This is a genomic window from Leptothrix mechoopdaensis (SeqCode), assembly GCF_053893855.1.
Genome location: NZ_CM132699.1, coordinates 401,937 through 416,470, shown reverse-complemented (window position 1 = coordinate 416,470; position 14,534 = coordinate 401,937). Strand labels below are relative to the sequence as shown.

The window sequence follows — 14,534 nt, the reverse complement described above, 5'->3', positions numbered from 1 at the left end:
ATGCCGTCCCGCCGCCACGTCCTGCGCCTGCTCCCTGGAGCCGGGCTGGTCTGGCTGTCGATGCGGCCGGACAGCGCCCGTGCGGCCGAGCCTGAGGTCGGCATCTACCGCGAATCGACCCGGCCGGAGGCCAGCCCGCGCTGGCGCCAGGTGCGCACGTCGCTGTGGGGCGATCGGCCGATCCGCACGGTCGAGTCGGGTGCCGATGCCGGCCCGGTCGAGCTGTCGCTGAACGCGCCGCGACGGGCCGATGACCCGGCCTTCGTGCCGATCACGCTGCGCAGTGCGCTGGCGCCGTCCGGCCCGCAGGGCATCCGCCGCCTCACGCTGGTGATCGACAACAACCCGTCGCCGATCGCGGCCGTGTTCGACCTGCCGGCCGACGGTGCGCTGCCCGAGATCGAGACCCGCGTGCGGGTCGACGACTACAGCTTCGTGCGGGTCGTGGCCGAATCGGCCGACGGCTCGCTGCGCATGGCGCTGCGCCACGTGAAGTCCTCCGGCGGCTGTTCGGCCCCGCCCGGCGGCGACGAGGCCGCGATGCGCGCCGCGATGGGCCGGATGCAGTTCCGCACCGCCACGCCGCCGGTCGAGGGCCAGCCGCTGGCGCTGCAATGGATGGTCAGCCACCCGAACCATTCGGGCATGGCGATGGACCAGCTGACGCGCCACTTCACCCCCGCCCAGTTCGTGCGCAGCGCGAAGCTGTGGCAGGGCGACCGCCTGCTGCTGTCGGCCGACCTGGACTTCGCGATCAGCGAGAACCCGACGCTGCGGCTGGTCTTCGTGCCGCGCGGCCCGGGCGGGCTGCGGGCCGAAGTGAGCGACACCCAGGGCCATGAATGGCAAGGCAAGGCCACGCTGGCCAGCCTGACGTCATGACACGCTCACAGCCCGTAGCGCGGCTGGCGTTCGCGCCGCTCGACCATGTCGCGCAGCATGTAGGCGACACCGCGTCGCCACGATTCGAGGTTGTCGCCGCGGATGTCGACCGACTTGGTCAGCACCTGCCGGTCGCCGGCCGGGTCGCTGACGTCCCAGATCGCCAGGTTGACGTTGAGGATCAGGTTGCTGACGCGCTGCACCCAGCCCACGCCGACCAGCCGCGCGCCGGCCGCCGCGCCGATCTCGCCCAGGCAGGCGTTGCAGCGGTGCAGGAACTCGTTCGTGTCGCGCGCGCCCTGCAGCGCGGCCTGCGCCGGGGCCAGGTCCCGCAAGCGGTAGAGCCCGCGCTGATCGAGCCCGTCGGCCATCTGCCGGTCGATCGCGGCCAGGCGCTCGCGCAGGCCGGGCAGGCGCTCCGGATCGGGCTGGTCGTCGATCAGCTCGAAGCCGAGGAAGGCCAGCGTGTTCGCTTCGACCTCCGCCGCGCGGGCCGGCCCTGTCAGGCAGAGCGCCAGCAGGCCGATCGCCAGCAGGCCGCCCAGGTTCGGACCGGCCCGGCGGGCCAGGGTGGTTCGGATCGTCGGCAAGGCTTGCATCAGCAGGTTCATGAGGCGCTTTCGGCTCGGTTGGCACAGACTGTCCCGGTGGGGTGGCATGCATGCAGCGTCCGTGCCGTCGTCACGCGGATCGCGCTCCCCGTCATCGCCGCACTGGCTCACTCGATGAGCCTGCCGGCCGTCGCCGCGCCGTTCGCCTATGTCACCAACCAGGGCAGCCACGACGTCAGCGTGGTCGACCTGGCCACGCGCCGGGTCGTGTCGACGCTGAAGGTCGACAAGTCGCCGGCCGGCGTGGTGGCCTCGGGCGTGACCGGGCGCGTCTACGTCGGCCATCCGGAGGCGGGCACCGTGTCGGTCATCGACATGCGCGGCCCGCGCGTGCTGGGCCGGCTGGCCGCAGGTGTCGGCGGTGGCGGGCCGATGGGGCTGGATCTCTCGCCCGACGGCCGGCGCCTCTATGCCGCCGACTGGTCGCGCCATCGGCTGCTGGTGCTGGACCCGGACGCGATCGACCGGCCCGATGCGGCGCCCCTGATGAGCGTGCCGGTCGGCCACTACCCGGCCGGCGTGCTGGCGCATCCGGACGGCCGGCGCGTGTTCGTCGCCGAACGCGACGACGACCGTGTCGCGGTGGTCGACGTCGTGCGCGGCGAGGTCATCGCCCGCTGGACCACTGGCGCCCATCCGTTCGCGCTGATGCTGGACGCGGCCCGCGAGCGCCTGTTCGTGCTGAACGTCTACAGCGATGACCTGAGCGTGTTCGACCTGCGCGCCGGCGCGCTGCTGCGCCGCGTTGCCGTCGGCAAGGCGCCCTATGGCGCGGCGCTGAGCAGCGACGGGCGGCTCGTCTACGTGACCAACCAGCGCGCCGACAGCGTCAGCGTGCTGGACGCCGAGACGCTCGCCCCGCTGCGCACGCTGGAAGGCTTCGCCTACCCCGAGGGCATCGCCGCCCACGGCGGGCAGATCCACGTCGTCAACTGGATGGACGACAACCTGGTCGTGCTGGACGCCGCCAGCGGCCGCACGCTGGCCACCGTGCCGACCGGCTCGAACAGCAGGGGTTTCGGCCGCTTCATCGGCGCCCCGCCCGACTGATCAACCGCCACGATGCGTGGCCTTGTGCCCACTCGAACACACCCCCCGAAGGAGACACCGAGATGTCCGAACGTAGCAGCCGCCGTCGGCACCTGGCCGCCATCGCCGGCCTGTTGGTCGCCGCGACCTCCCTGGGCGCCGCCGCCCACGGCCCGACGCGCCAGAAGGTCACCGAGAAGATCGAGATCGACGCGCCGCCGGCCAAGGTCTGGGGCCTGATCCGGAACTTCGATGCGCTGAAGGACTGGCATCCGGCTGTCGCGTCGAGCCCCGCCGACAAGGGCAACGAGGTCGGCTCGGTGCGCACGCTGACGCTCAAGGGCGGCGGCGGCCTGATCGAGACGCTGGAACACCACGACGACGCCCAGATGCGCTACGCCTACCGCGCCAAGGACGGCGGCGCGCTGCCGGTCACCAACTACACCTCGCAGATCCAGGTCAGCGACGCCGGGGGCGGCAAGTCCGGCGTCGAGTGGCGCGGCGCCTTCTACCGCGGCTACCCCAACAACGACCCGCCGCCGGACCAGAACGACGAGGCCGCCGTGGCCGCGATCACCGGCGTCTACCAGGCCGGCCTGAAGCAGCTCAAGTCGCTGGCCGAGGGGCGCTGAATGACCGACGCCCGGGCCTCGCGTCGTCAGGCCCTGGGCCTGCTCGCCCTGCCCTGGCTGGCCGGCTGCGCGGCGCTCGACGGTGCGCGCGAGGCGGCACCGGCCGTCCCGCCACCGCCCGAACGCCCGGCGCCGCAGCAGGTCGCCGCCGGTGTCTGGCTGCTGCGCGGCCACGCCGGTGACGTCGACCCGGCCAACCGCGGCCGGATCGGCAATGCGGCGCTGCTGGTCGGCGAACGCGGCGCGCTGGTCGTCAATGCCGGCGTGTCGCGGCGCGACGGCGAGGCCTTGCTCGCCCGCGTCCGGCAGCTGACCGACCAGCCCGTGCGCGGCCTGCTGCTGACCCATGCGATGCAGGAGTTCATCTTCGGCGCGACCGCCTTCCAGGACGCCGGCGTGCCGGTCTGGATGCACCGCGACGCCGCCCGGCTGATGGCCGGCCGTTGCGAGACCTGCCTGAAGGCGCTGCAGCGCCAGCTCGGCGACGACGAGATGGCCGGCACCCGCGTGCCCCGGCCCGATCACCTGTTCGACGCCCGCGACGCCGACGCCAGCCTGGTGCCGCTGCCCGACATCGGCCGGCCGCTGCGGCTGATCGCACCGATCACCGGCGACCTGGCCGCCAGCCCCGGCGACACCGCGCTGTGGGACGTGCGCAGCGCCAGCCTGATCGCCGGTGCGCTGCTGGACGCCCGCACCATTCCCGACGTGCAGGACGCCGACCTGAAGGGCTGGCGGCTGGCGCTGGAGAAGGTCGCGCGCCTGGGTCCGCACCAGGCCCTGCCCGGCCACGGCCCGGCCGGCGATGCGGCCGAGCTGATCCGGCTGGAGCGCCGCTACCTGGACCAGCTGGAAGCCCGCACCGCCGAGCTGCTGCGCAGCGGCACGGCGCTCAGCGAGGTCGCCGACGCCAGCACCCTGCCCGAGTTCGCCGACTGGGCCCGGCTGGACAGCACCCATCGGCGCAACGCCTCGGTCGTCTACCTGCGGCAGGAGCGTGTGCTCATGCTCGGCCGCTGAACAGGAGCACGCCATGCGTCCCGAACCGCCTTCGCCTGCCGACCGCACCGTCGATCCGCGACGGCGTCGCGCCCTGCTGACCGGCCTGAGCGGCCTGGGCGGCCTGGGCGGCGCCGTGGGGCTCGGCCTGGGTCTGGGTCTGGACCAGCCCGCCCACGCCGCCGTCGGCGGTCTGCCGACCAACGTCGGGCATGGCGACAGCTCGCCGCAGTGGGACACGCTGCGCGAGCGCCTGTACGGCCGTCAGACGATCGCGGCAGGCGCGGAGAGCCAGGTGCAGCTGATCGTGCCGCTGCGGGCCGCCTACGGGGCTTCCGTGCCGGTGCGGGTGGTCTCGAAGCTGGCGCCCGGCGACCGCCGGCGGGTCCAGCGCATGACGCTGCTGGTCGACAAGAACCCGTCGCCGGTGGCCGCCACGCTGACGCTCGGCGAGGCGCTCGGGCCGGCGCATTTCGAGACCCGGCTGCGGGTCGACGAGTACAGCCACATCCGCGTCATCCAGCAGCTTGACGACGGCACGCTGCACATGGATTCGCGCTACGTGAAGGTCTCCGGCGGCTGCAGCGCGCCGCCCAACCGCGAGTCGCCTCACCTGATCGGCAAGACGCTGCTGCGCCTGCCCGAAGGCCTGCAGCGCGGCACGGCCGGCGGCACGCCCGTCGACCTGACGGTGCTGCACCCGAACGACACCGGCTTCGAGCTGAACCAGGTCACGGTGATGTACATCCCGCCGCACTTCGTGCGCAACATCCAGGTCCGGCTGGGCGAGCGGCGGGTGTTCGATGCCGACATGGACTTCTCGGTCAGCGAGAACCCGAGCTGGCGCTTCCAGCTGGCCGTGCCGCCCGAAGGCAGCCTGGGCCGTCTCAGCGCCGAGGTCGAGGACAGCAAGGAACTGCACACCCGAGGCGAGCTGGACCTGGACCGCGCGGGGGCCGCATGACCACGCCCGGCCGCGCCGGCCGGCGGTTCGCCTGCCTGGCCGCGATGCTCGTGCTGATCGGCCTTCCCGCCCGGGCCGCCCTGCCGGCACCCTATGCCCCGATCGTCGTCGAGCCGACCCAGCAGGACGGCAACCGGCTCGAATTCGACCTGCGCCCGGCCCAGGCCCAGGCCCGCGCGAAGGGCAAGTGGCTGTTCGTGTACCTCGGCGCCAGCGACTGCCCGTTCTGCCGCCGCTACGAGGCCTTCCTGAGCGCCCACGCGACCGAGCTGCTGCCGCACTTCCGCGAGAAGTACCTGGTGGTCGACCTGCGCAGCCAGCTGTCGGTCACGGCCGCCCGGATGATCCTGCGCAGCGACCGCCACCGCCTGCCCTACGCCGACTTCCAGCGCGCCATCGGCGACCAGCGCGCCCGCATGCTGGTCTACCCCAGCGTCTGGCTGCTCGACCCCGACGGCCAGCCGCTGATGCAGATGCCGGCCGGCACGGGGACGTTCGAGACGGTGGATGAGCAGCTGGAGGTGTTGAGGCTCGAGAACTGAGGCCGGAGAACTGAGGCCGGAGAACCGAGGCCGCAGAACCGTCGGGTGTGGCAGGTCGACGTTGGCATCCAAGCGAGAACCCCAGTAATATGACGACGTCATATCACACCGAGGTCGTCCCATGGGCATCACCGCACGGATCTTCATGAGCGGGCGCAGCCAGGCGCTGCGCCTGCCGGCCAAGTTGCGGCTCCAGGCCAAGGAGGTGCGGGTCGAACAGATCGGCTCGGCCCTGTGGCTGCAGCCTCAGGTGCCACCGGAACAGGACATGGGCGCGTGGCTGCAAGGCTTCTACGACAGCACCGAACGGCTGCCGGACGACTTCCTGTCGGACCGCCAGGACCCGCCGGCCCAGGAACGCGACTGGACCTGAGCCGAGGCCCGAGCCGACATGCGCCGCACCTTCGACACCAACATCTGCAGCTACATCCTGCGACGCCATCCGCCCGAAATGATCGAGCGTTTCGCGAAGCTGGATCGGCAGGACCTGTGGCTCTCGTCGATCGTCGCCGCCGAGCTTCGCTTCGGCGCGGCGAAGCTGGGTCAGCCACGATTCCAGTCGGCGGTGGAAACCTGGCTGTCCGGCTTTGACCTGCGTCCCTGGCCGCTGGAGGCCACCCACCACTACGCAAGCGTGCGCACCGCACTGGAACGAGCCGGTCGGCCGATCGGCGGCATGGACCTGATGATCGCGGCCCACGCACTGGCCGAAGACAGCGTGCTGATCACGAACAACGCCCGTGAGTTCCACCGTGTGCCGGGGCTGGCGGTGGAGGAATGGGCGCTGCCGTGAGGGTGGTGAAGGGGGTGGTGAAGGCCCCGCCTGACGGGTTAGTATTACTCGGTAATACACGTACTTCGGAGTCCGTCATGGATGTCACGTCCGTCACCAGCAAGGGCCAGGTCACCATTCCCAAGGAAGTCCGGCAACGGCTCGGCATCCGCAAGGGCAGTCGGGTCGCCTTCGTGGTGGTGGGTGATCGGGTGGAACTGCAGGTCCAGAGCCATGCCGTGCCCGACACCGAAGGCAGCGGCTTCGGGCTGCTGAAGAGCGCTCGGCCGGCGGTCCCGGCCGATCTCGATCCTGCGACGTTGCTCAAGCCATGATCGGACTCGACACGAACGTGCTGGCACGCTATTTCATCGAGGACAGCTCGGATGTGGAAGCGGCAGCACAGCGTGTGCAGGCGCGCCAGCTGATCGAATCCGGCCGGCCCTTGATGGTGAGCCGTTCCGTCGTGCTGGAGCTTGAATGGGTCATGCGGGGCTACTACGGCTTTGACGCCGGTCAGTGCATGTCCGTGATCGCCCACCTGCTCAACATGCCGAACGTCACGGTGGAAGACCGGTCGCTGGTCGAACAGGCGGTGACCAACGTCGCCGGTGGCCTGGACTTCGCGGATGCGCTGCACCATGCGGCATACCGGAGCTGCGACCAGGTCGCCTCGTTCGACGACCGGAAGTTCGCGCGCCGTGCGAAGAAACTGGGCCTCGCACCGCCCGTGGTCGTGCCGGGCTGACAGGGCCAGCCCCGCCTAGCCCTCCACGATCCGCCAGCCGCGTGCCAGCGCGATCTCGCGCAGGCGGGGGTCGGGGCGGACGGCGACGGGTTCGCGCACGGCTTCGAGCAGCGGCAGGTCGCTGGCCGAGTCGGAGTAGAAGACGCTGTGGCCCGCCTCGGCCAGCACGGGCGCGCCGATCGTCGTCAGCCAGCGTTCGACGTGGGCGATCTTGTGTTCGCGGTAGCAGGGCTGGCCGACGATGTGCGGCTCGATCCACTCGGTGCCATCGGCATCGGTGCGCCGGCCGGCCTCGGTGCAGAGCAGGTGGCGCACGCCGAACAGGCGGGCGACGGGTTCGGCGATCAGGCGGGTCGTCGCCGTGACGATGGCGCAGTGGTGGCCCGCCGCGATGTGGCTGCGCACCAGCGCGCGCATCGGCTGCGGGATGCGGCCGGCCATCTCGACCTCGAAGGCGCCCTGCCAGCGGCGCAGTTCGGCCAGCGGCTGGCCGACCAGTGGCGCGAGGTTGCTGGCGTGCATCTCGTGGATGTCCAGCGTGCCGGCGACGTACTGGCCGGCATAGCCCAGGTAGCGCCGCTCGGCATCGGCCGGCAGCAGCCCGCGCGAGATCAGGAAGCGGGTCCAGGCCATGCCGCTGTCGAAGGGGATCAGCGTGTGGTCCAGGTCGAACAGGGCCAGGGTCGGCCCGGGGGCCGGGGCATGAACAGGGGTCGGCGGGGTCATGTCGGGCGCAAGGGCGCGTGCTCGGCAAAGGGGCCGCCAGCTTATCCGCGCAAGGTGCCGCCGGATCAGCTCCAGTCGTCCATGTCGTGGCGGATCGTGCTGCGGTTGGCGATCAGCTCGTCGATCGACGGCTCATGGCGCAGCGCGCGGCGAATCGCCAGCTTGGTCGCCTCGTAGTTGGTCCGGTACATGTCCTTCTTGTCGAGGTTCGGATCCTTGGCGCAGCGCGGGTCGATCCAGACCAGGCTGATGATGCACAGCTGGTCCACCAGGTCCTTCGGGATCACGCCGTCGATGACGCTGTCGAGCACCGCGTCGGCCGTGGCGCTCTGGACCACGCCGCCGAACAGGTCGATGTTGGCGCTGTCCTTGAGCGTCACCTTCGGCACGGTGATCGTGGCCGGGCGGACCATCTGGTTGCAGGCGCGGATCGCGAACATCGCCGTGTGGCCCTTGCTCTGCGCCAGCATGTTGGCGAAGGCCTGGCCGACCGGGCCGTCGACGCGGCCGATCAGGATCTCGGGCATCGCGTCGGTCGCCTGGCCCTCGGCAGCCAGAACGGTCGCCTCGCCGGCGTGGAAGGTGTAGGGCGCAACGGGGAAGGTCATGCGGGTGGCTCCAGGTTTTGGGTGAAGGGTTCAGGTTCAGTCTTGCAGCGGTGCCAGCAGCCACTCGCCCAGCCCGTCGACGCCGATGTCGCCGAGCAGACGCTGCGGTGGCGGCATCGCCGGCAAGGCGGCCAGCCGGGCGGCGAGGGGTGTCCAGACGGGGTCCGCGTCCACAACAGCCTCGGCCCCGATGCGCCGCAGGTCGCGCGCGATCAGCGCCCACGCCACTGGCGCATCGGCCTGGGCGATGACGTGGCCGGGCGGCGGCGCGTCGCGCCAGCGCTGCGCCTGGGCCGCGTCCAGCCAGACCACTGTGCCGCGCCGCTGGCCCCAGCCGGCGTGACGGCCGCGCAGCGCGCCGCCGATCACCAGCGTGCCGGCCACCAGCCGGGAGGCGGCGTGTTCGCCGACGTCGCCGGCAACGATCTGCGTGCCGCGCCGCATCCGGTCGGCCAGCCGCTCGCCGGCCGATCCGCCCACCAGCAGCAGCCCGCCGCGCATGCCGTCAAGGTGACCGGGCCGGGCCGATCCGCAGGCCGCGCCGACGTCGCCATCGACGCGCAGCCGCCCGCCCGCCAGCTCGCAGCCGACCAGGTCACGGGCATTGCCACGCACGCGCAGCTCGCCGCCGGTCATGCCGCTGCCGACGTGGTCGCCGGCATCGCCGAACACGTCCAGCACGCCGCCGGCCAGGCCCTCGCCGATGTGGTCGACGCGGGCCAGCGCGGCCCGGTCGCCGTGCAGGTGCAGCGTCGGCACGGGGGCGTCGAAGGGCTCGATGTCGAAGTGGTCGGCAAGCGGTTGCAGGTGCCGGCCGCAGCCGATGGGCAGGCGGCCGATCTCGTCCGATGACAACGAGGCCAGGACATCGGGCAACACGCCGCGCAGGTCCAGGCGCAGGGCCAGGCTTGAAGCCTCTGACCTCAACGTCAGGCGATGGCCGTTCATGCCGCCGCTCCGGTCTCGCCCAGCAGGCGCCTGAGGTGGAAGTGGAAGGGCCCGAGCTTGCCGCCGTAGTTGCCGGCCGAGATGCGCAGCAGCCCGCCCGCCGCGCCCGGTCCGATGCCGGGCGTGCAGGCCGCGACCATGCCGGTGCGCATGGCCTCGCCGACCGCCGCCTCGGTCAGGCCGTCGATGACGATCTCCATCACGCAGCGCACGCCAGCATCGAGTTCGGTGTGGCGCACCAGGCCGACCAGCGTCGGGCAGAAGGCGTCGTTGGTCGACGCGCCCAGCGCCGGGTACTTGCTGCCGACCTTGGAGCCCGATCGCACCACGCCGCCCGGGAAGGGCATGACCACGCCGGGCACCGCGCGCATCGCCGCGACGGCCACCTCGGCCGCCGCCAGCGCGCTGTCGGTGTCGCGGGCCAGCAGCAGCAGGTTGCCGCCGCCCACGGCCTTGAGCATCGGCGTCGATTCCTGCGCGACGAACTCGCCGTCCATCACCGGCACGCGCCAGTAGCGTTCGCCGTTGATGACCTTGCCGCTCTGCCAGCCGTCGCCGAAGAAACGCAGGTTGCGGCCCAGCGCGACCCGCTCGGGCGTCGCATCCGGCGGCAGGCCGGCATAGACCGCCGTGGTCGGGCAGGTCAGCACGCACTGGCCAACCCGGCGCTCGATCTGCTTGCCCAGTTCCTTGCTGCTCATCGCGAACAGCAGCAGCGCCAGGCCGGGCCGGCCGTCGGGCGTCTCGTCGGGCGTCAGCTCGCGCTCGATGCCGGCCTCGCAGCCACAGGCGATCACGGAGGTCGCGAAGCCGGTCGTCGCGACCGCCGCATGGCGGGCCCAGGTCAGGTTGTGGGCGGTGACGATCAGCCGCGTCGCCCGTATCGGGAAGGCCTCGGCGAACGAGTCGTCGATGCGCACGCCATGCAACGCGCCATCGACCAGCGGCGGCATCAGCGGCGACATCGGTGGCGACATCGGTGGGGACTGGGTGGACGTCGTCATGCCGCCTCTCCGGTGAAGCAGGCGGTGGGCAGCAGCGTGCCGCCGTTGCAGCAGGCGCACAGCTCGTCGCGGCCGATCACGGCATGGTCCGGGTTGACCGAGCCATGGCGGCGCAGGCGCTCGCGCATCGTGCGGTCGAAGCTGCGGTCGTAGTCGGGTTCGACGTAGTGCGTGCCGCCCACCGGCGCGGCGACGATGCGGCCCTGCCGCGCCACCAGCCGGCCGTCCTTGAAGACCCATTCGGGCGTCGTGAACATGCGCTCGCGGTCGGCGTCCTCGCGGTAGATCGCCAGGTCAGCCGCCGCCCCCACGCCCAGCCGGCCACGGTCTTGCAGCCCCAGCAAACGGGCCGGCGCGGCGCGGGTCATGACGGCGATCTCCTGCAGCGTCAGCTCGCGGGTGATGTCCTTCAGCGCACTCTGCGCGGCGACATCCGGATGCAGCTTCGCCAGCTGCTCGTGGCGGAACGACCGGTCCATCAGCAGCCGGATCAGGTGCGGGTAGCTGGTGAACGGGCCGCCGTTCGGATGGTCGGTCGTCAGCACCACCTGCCACGGGTTGCGCACCAGCAGGAACAGCTCCAGCCCGATGGCCCATTGCAGCGCGTTGACGTAACTCTGCTCGCGGTAGCGGAACGGCACCACGCCGCAGCCGGCATCGCATTCGATGTCCGAGCCGATCCACTTGCGCGGGCTGGCCAGACCGGCGTTGGCGTGCTGGCGCATGGTGTCGCCCGAGGCCGTCACGGTCTGGCCGAACATGATCTGGCCGACGTCGATGCTGATCTCCGGATGCGCATTGACCGCCTCGGCCAGCTGCAGCGCGGCCGACGAGAACTTGCGCGGGCCCTCGTTGCCATAGGCATGGAACTGCACGTGCGTCAGGTGCGCGGGCAGGCCTTCGAGCGCGTCGATGATGGCCAGCGTCGAGCCGATGTTGCCGGCCACGCCCAGGTTGCTGCCGTGGATGTGCAGCGGGTGCGGCACCCCCAGCGTGTGCAGGCCCTGCGCCAGCGCATGCACGACCTGGCGCGGCGTGACGCCCCAGTGGCGGTGGCCCTCGTCGACGTCGAGCTTGCGCTGGTTGAACTTGAAGGCCGAGATGCCGGCTGGGTTGACCACCTTCACGCCCATCGCCTTGGTCGCGTGCAGGGCCCAGCCGATCAGGTCGCGCAGCTCGTCGGGGTGGGCGCCTTCGGCCAGCCGCTGCAGGAACAGCTCGTCGTTGCCCAGCATCACGTAGGCGCCGTGGTCGAGGATCGGCGTGTCGCCCATCTCCATGTGGGCATGGCGCGCATTGGCCGCCACCATTGCCGGCTCGAAGGCCGCCGTGTAGCCCATCTGGACGTAGCGGTAGCCGGTCGCCAGCGTGCCGGGCGTGACATGGCCGCAGGCGTCCAGCTCCAGCGGGTTGTCCGATCGGGCGCAGGGCTGGCCGCGTGCGTCGCGGTGGTCCTCGGGCAGCAGCAGCCGGGCCAGGTCGACCTTGCCGCCGCCGATGTGGGTGTGCAGGTCGATGCCGCCGGCCATCGCGATGCAGCCGCTGGCGTCGATCACCTGCAGCGCCGGCTCGCCCGGCTGCGGCGTGACGAAGCGGCCGTCGCGGATCGCCAGGTCGCGCGTCTGCCCGTCGTCGCCCTGCACCGGGTCATGGACACGGACGCCGCGGATCAGCGTCTGCAGCGGTGCCGTCGAGGCGGTCATGCCGATCCCTCCAGCCGCATCAGCAGGTCGGCCACGACCCGGGACACCGACGGCAGCCCCGCCAGTCCGACCGGCGCCGCCGGCGACGGGTGCAGCGGCAACAGCACGACGGTGTCGGTGCGGAACAGGTGCCCTCCATGCTGCACGCCCGGCGTCGCCACGGGGATCACGACCGCATCGGTCTCGTCGCCACAGGCACCGGCTTGCGCGGCCACGTCGGCGCTGACCAGCAGCACGCGCGGCAAGGTCGATGCGGGCGGCGGCATGGCGGGGAAGGCGCCGATCCACAGCAGCGCATCGACGGCGCCATCGGCCAGCAACCGGGCCGCGCCGTAGCGCAGCGGGTCGTGTTCCAGCCCGCGCGGACCGACACGGCTGCGCAGCGGCAGGCCGCTGAGCCAGGTGTGCACCTGTTGCGCCGTCAACGTGCCCTGGGCGCCGCCGATCGGCAGCGCGGCGGCGCGGGTCGTCGCGTTCAGGCGGGCGATGACCTGCTGCAGCCGCTCGATCACCAGCGCCGCATGGGGCCCCAGCCGCGCCGGTTCCCAGACCAGCACGGCATAGGGCGACGCCCGCAGGTCGGCCGCGAGCGCGGTCAGCACGGGGTCGGCGGCGGACCGGCCGTCGACATGCAGCTTCAGCGCGAGTGACAGGTCGGCCAGGTCGGCCAGAGCGGCCGGACCGGTGCCGAGGCCCGTGAAGGTCAGATGCTCCACCGGCACCACAAGACCGCCCTCACCGGGGACGTTGGACGGCACCGCGTCGGCCTCGTCGGGGAGACCCAGGTGGACCAGCCGCGGCGGGCGGCCGACCCGGCCTTGCAGCGACCGTTCCAGCAGACGCGGCGCACGGGCCGGTGCCCAGCTGCCGATGAAGACGATCAGCTCGGCGCGCTCGCGCACCTCGGCCAGCGTGGTGGTGTAGCCGCCGCGATCCTGCAAGGCGCGCAGGGCCTGGCTCTGGGCCTCGCTGGCGGCCGCGTCGGCACCGGCATCGCTGATGGCGCCGGTGCGGCAGGCCAGCGTGTAGAGCGCCCGCGCGCCGGCCACGTCACACCCCCAGCCGGCGATCAGCGGCTGGCCGGCCCGCTGCAACAGCGCCGCTGCCGCGTCGAGGACCTCGTCGGTCGTCGCTGGACGCCCGCCGATGCGCGGCGACAGTGCCTCGCGGCGCCCGGACACCGCCGTCAGCCGCGCCAGTGGCTCATGGGCCCGCTCGCAGGTCGTGCCGTCGTCGCACAGCAGGGGGCAGAACGGGCAGGTCCAGACCGGCAAGCCTGGGCTCGCCGACTCGACCGGATCGGGGCTGGACAACGTGGCGTTCATGAAGGTCCCTGGACTCGTGGGGATCGTGGAAGGCAAAGGCCATGCCACGGCGGTCGAGGGGCGGGGGCGGTCATTTGTCGCGCGCTTCGGAGACAGGATGTCCCCGAACCTGCCGGCCGGCCTCGCCGCTGCGCAACACTGTGTGCCGTCGCGGGCGCCACCGCCCGCCCCGGCACCCCGCCCTGACCGGGTGGACCCCAGGTGGCACGGTTCCTGTTTGTCGCGACCACCTGCCCCGGTTCACATCCATGCCCCTCTGCCCCGTCCCGCCGAAGCCGAAGCCGCCGTCAACGACCGGCGGCGCGCAGCCGGCCGTCGTGCAGCGCGCTGGCCACCAGCCAGGCATCGGCACCGGCCGCGCCGGCCGCCCGCAGGTCTTGCGCATCACGCACGCCGCCCGCGCCGATCAGCCGGGTGCCCGGGCGGGCTCGGCGGGCCACCTCGGCCAGCGTCGCCAGGTCCGGCCCGGCATCGGCACCGACGCGTTCCAGCGTCATCACGATCAGCTGCTGCGGCCAGGCGTCCGGGCGCTCCCAGCAGCCGGCCGGATCGAGCCGGTGGCCGTCGCGGCGGTCCAGCGACAGCACCACCTTCGGGTCCTGACCCACGAGATCGTCGAGCGCGCCGGGCCGCAGCGATTCGCTGGCCAGCACCGGGTCGATCGCTGCGGCCAGGTCCGGCCCCAGCGCGTCGAGCGTGGCCTGCAGATCCGCCCGATCGCGCCAGCCGGCGTCGAGCCACAGGCGCACGTCGGGCCGCTGCCGGCGCAAGGCTCGCCACACGCCGGCCAGCACGTCGACCTGCACGGCGCCACCGGTCAGGGCATCGAGATCGGCGATGTACAGCCGCGCGCTGCCGGCCGCCGCCAGCAAGGCCGGCGCGACGAGCTCGGGCGCGCTGCCATCGCACAGCACCGAACGGATCGGCTGGTAGCGGGCGCGGTCGCCACGCACCGCACGCACGACCCGGCCGGCCTGCAGGTCGAGCACGGGGATCAGGGCACAGGGCATCGTCGCAAGCCTGGGTGGGGTCGGGTCGATC

18 protein-coding genes are annotated in these 14,534 nt (G+C 72.3%); 10 read left to right on the top strand and 8 right to left on the bottom strand.

From position 1 onward, the window contains the following. Nucleotides 1–882 carry a quinoprotein dehydrogenase-associated SoxYZ-like carrier gene (locus ACWA7K_RS01910; protein WP_456165107.1) on the top strand — a complete coding sequence of 294 codons (882 nt, stop codon included), beginning with the start codon at nucleotides 1–3 and terminating at the stop codon, nucleotides 880–882. 5 nt (nucleotides 883–887) lie between these two features. Here ACWA7K_RS01910 and ACWA7K_RS01905 read toward each other — a convergent pair whose 3' ends face one another. Then, nucleotides 888–1,493, bottom strand: a complete 606-nt coding sequence (locus ACWA7K_RS01905) for a DUF3280 domain-containing protein (RefSeq protein ID WP_456165105.1) — start codon at nucleotides 1,491–1,493, stop codon at nucleotides 888–890. Between the two features lie 36 nt (nucleotides 1,494–1,529). Between ACWA7K_RS01905 and ACWA7K_RS01900 the strand changes: the two genes are divergently transcribed. The 9 genes from ACWA7K_RS01900 (at nucleotide 1,530) to ACWA7K_RS01860 (ending at nucleotide 7,179) form a co-directional block, all read left to right on the top strand. After that, on the top strand, nucleotides 1,530–2,543 hold the full coding sequence (locus tag ACWA7K_RS01900; protein ID WP_456165103.1) for a cytochrome D1 domain-containing protein: 1,014 nt from the start codon (nucleotides 1,530–1,532) through the stop codon (nucleotides 2,541–2,543). Nucleotides 2,544–2,605: 62 nt separating this feature from the next. Continuing rightward, the gene (locus ACWA7K_RS01895) at nucleotides 2,606–3,154 is read left to right on the top strand and encodes an SRPBCC family protein (RefSeq protein WP_456165101.1); all 549 of its coding nucleotides are present in this window, start codon (nucleotides 2,606–2,608) and stop codon (nucleotides 3,152–3,154) included. Beyond that, the gene (locus ACWA7K_RS01890) at nucleotides 3,155–4,174 is read left to right on the top strand and encodes an MBL fold metallo-hydrolase (protein ID WP_456165099.1); all 1,020 of its coding nucleotides are present in this window, start codon (nucleotides 3,155–3,157) and stop codon (nucleotides 4,172–4,174) included. It abuts the gene before it with no gap. Nucleotides 4,175–4,187: 13 nt separating this feature from the next. After that, nucleotides 4,188–5,117 carry a quinoprotein dehydrogenase-associated SoxYZ-like carrier gene (locus tag ACWA7K_RS01885; protein ID WP_456165097.1) on the top strand — a complete coding sequence of 310 codons (930 nt, stop codon included), beginning with the start codon at nucleotides 4,188–4,190 and terminating at the stop codon, nucleotides 5,115–5,117. Further along, entirely contained in the window at nucleotides 5,114–5,659 is a 546-nt protein-coding gene (locus ACWA7K_RS01880) for a thioredoxin family protein (protein WP_456165095.1), read from the top strand. The genes ACWA7K_RS01885 and ACWA7K_RS01880 overlap by 4 nt, the downstream gene beginning before the upstream one ends. Before the next feature lie 121 nt (nucleotides 5,660–5,780). Next, on the top strand, nucleotides 5,781–6,032 hold the full coding sequence (locus tag ACWA7K_RS01875) for an antitoxin (RefSeq protein WP_456165093.1): 252 nt from the start codon (nucleotides 5,781–5,783) through the stop codon (nucleotides 6,030–6,032). Nucleotides 6,033–6,050: 18 nt separating this feature from the next. Beyond that, complete coding sequence (locus ACWA7K_RS01870) at nucleotides 6,051–6,452, top strand: type II toxin-antitoxin system VapC family toxin (RefSeq protein WP_456165091.1); 402 nt, start codon at nucleotides 6,051–6,053, stop codon at nucleotides 6,450–6,452. A gap of 77 nt (nucleotides 6,453–6,529) precedes the next feature. Continuing rightward, nucleotides 6,530–6,766 (top strand): AbrB/MazE/SpoVT family DNA-binding domain-containing protein, encoded by a 237-nt coding sequence (locus tag ACWA7K_RS01865; RefSeq protein ID WP_456165089.1) that lies wholly within the window; start codon nucleotides 6,530–6,532, stop codon nucleotides 6,764–6,766. After that, on the top strand, nucleotides 6,763–7,179 hold the full coding sequence (locus tag ACWA7K_RS01860; protein WP_456165087.1) for a type II toxin-antitoxin system VapC family toxin: 417 nt from the start codon (nucleotides 6,763–6,765) through the stop codon (nucleotides 7,177–7,179). The genes ACWA7K_RS01865 and ACWA7K_RS01860 overlap by 4 nt, the downstream gene beginning before the upstream one ends. A gap of 15 nt (nucleotides 7,180–7,194) precedes the next feature. On the opposite strand, the gene ACWA7K_RS01855 is transcribed toward ACWA7K_RS01860, so the two are convergent. From ACWA7K_RS01855 to ACWA7K_RS01825, 7 genes are all read right to left on the bottom strand, one after another. Beyond that, the gene (locus ACWA7K_RS01855; protein ID WP_456165085.1) at nucleotides 7,195–7,905 is read right to left on the bottom strand and encodes an HAD family hydrolase; all 711 of its coding nucleotides are present in this window, start codon (nucleotides 7,903–7,905) and stop codon (nucleotides 7,195–7,197) included. 65 nt (nucleotides 7,906–7,970) lie between these two features. Next, nucleotides 7,971–8,513, bottom strand: a complete 543-nt coding sequence (gene fae / locus ACWA7K_RS01850) for a formaldehyde-activating enzyme (protein ID WP_456165083.1) — start codon at nucleotides 8,511–8,513, stop codon at nucleotides 7,971–7,973. Between the two features lie 36 nt (nucleotides 8,514–8,549). Next, nucleotides 8,550–9,461 carry a formylmethanofuran dehydrogenase subunit C gene (locus ACWA7K_RS01845; protein WP_456165081.1) on the bottom strand — a complete coding sequence of 304 codons (912 nt, stop codon included), beginning with the start codon at nucleotides 9,459–9,461 and terminating at the stop codon, nucleotides 8,550–8,552. Continuing rightward, on the bottom strand, nucleotides 9,458–10,414 hold the full coding sequence (fhcD, locus tag ACWA7K_RS01840; protein WP_456168654.1) for a formylmethanofuran--tetrahydromethanopterin N-formyltransferase: 957 nt from the start codon (nucleotides 10,412–10,414) through the stop codon (nucleotides 9,458–9,460). The genes ACWA7K_RS01845 and fhcD overlap by 4 nt, the downstream gene beginning before the upstream one ends. 47 nt (nucleotides 10,415–10,461) lie before the next feature. Further along, the gene (locus ACWA7K_RS01835; protein ID WP_456165079.1) at nucleotides 10,462–12,168 is read right to left on the bottom strand and encodes a formylmethanofuran dehydrogenase subunit A; all 1,707 of its coding nucleotides are present in this window, start codon (nucleotides 12,166–12,168) and stop codon (nucleotides 10,462–10,464) included. Beyond that, nucleotides 12,165–13,493 carry a formylmethanofuran dehydrogenase gene (locus ACWA7K_RS01830; protein ID WP_456165077.1) on the bottom strand — a complete coding sequence of 443 codons (1,329 nt, stop codon included), beginning with the start codon at nucleotides 13,491–13,493 and terminating at the stop codon, nucleotides 12,165–12,167. The genes ACWA7K_RS01835 and ACWA7K_RS01830 overlap by 4 nt, the downstream gene beginning before the upstream one ends. A 287-nt stretch (nucleotides 13,494–13,780) precedes the next feature. Further along, nucleotides 13,781–14,503: a HisA/HisF-related TIM barrel protein gene (locus ACWA7K_RS01825; protein WP_456165075.1), complete on the bottom strand. Its 723-nt coding sequence runs from the start codon at nucleotides 14,501–14,503 to the stop codon at nucleotides 13,781–13,783. Nucleotides 14,504–14,534 lie beyond the last annotated feature (31 nt).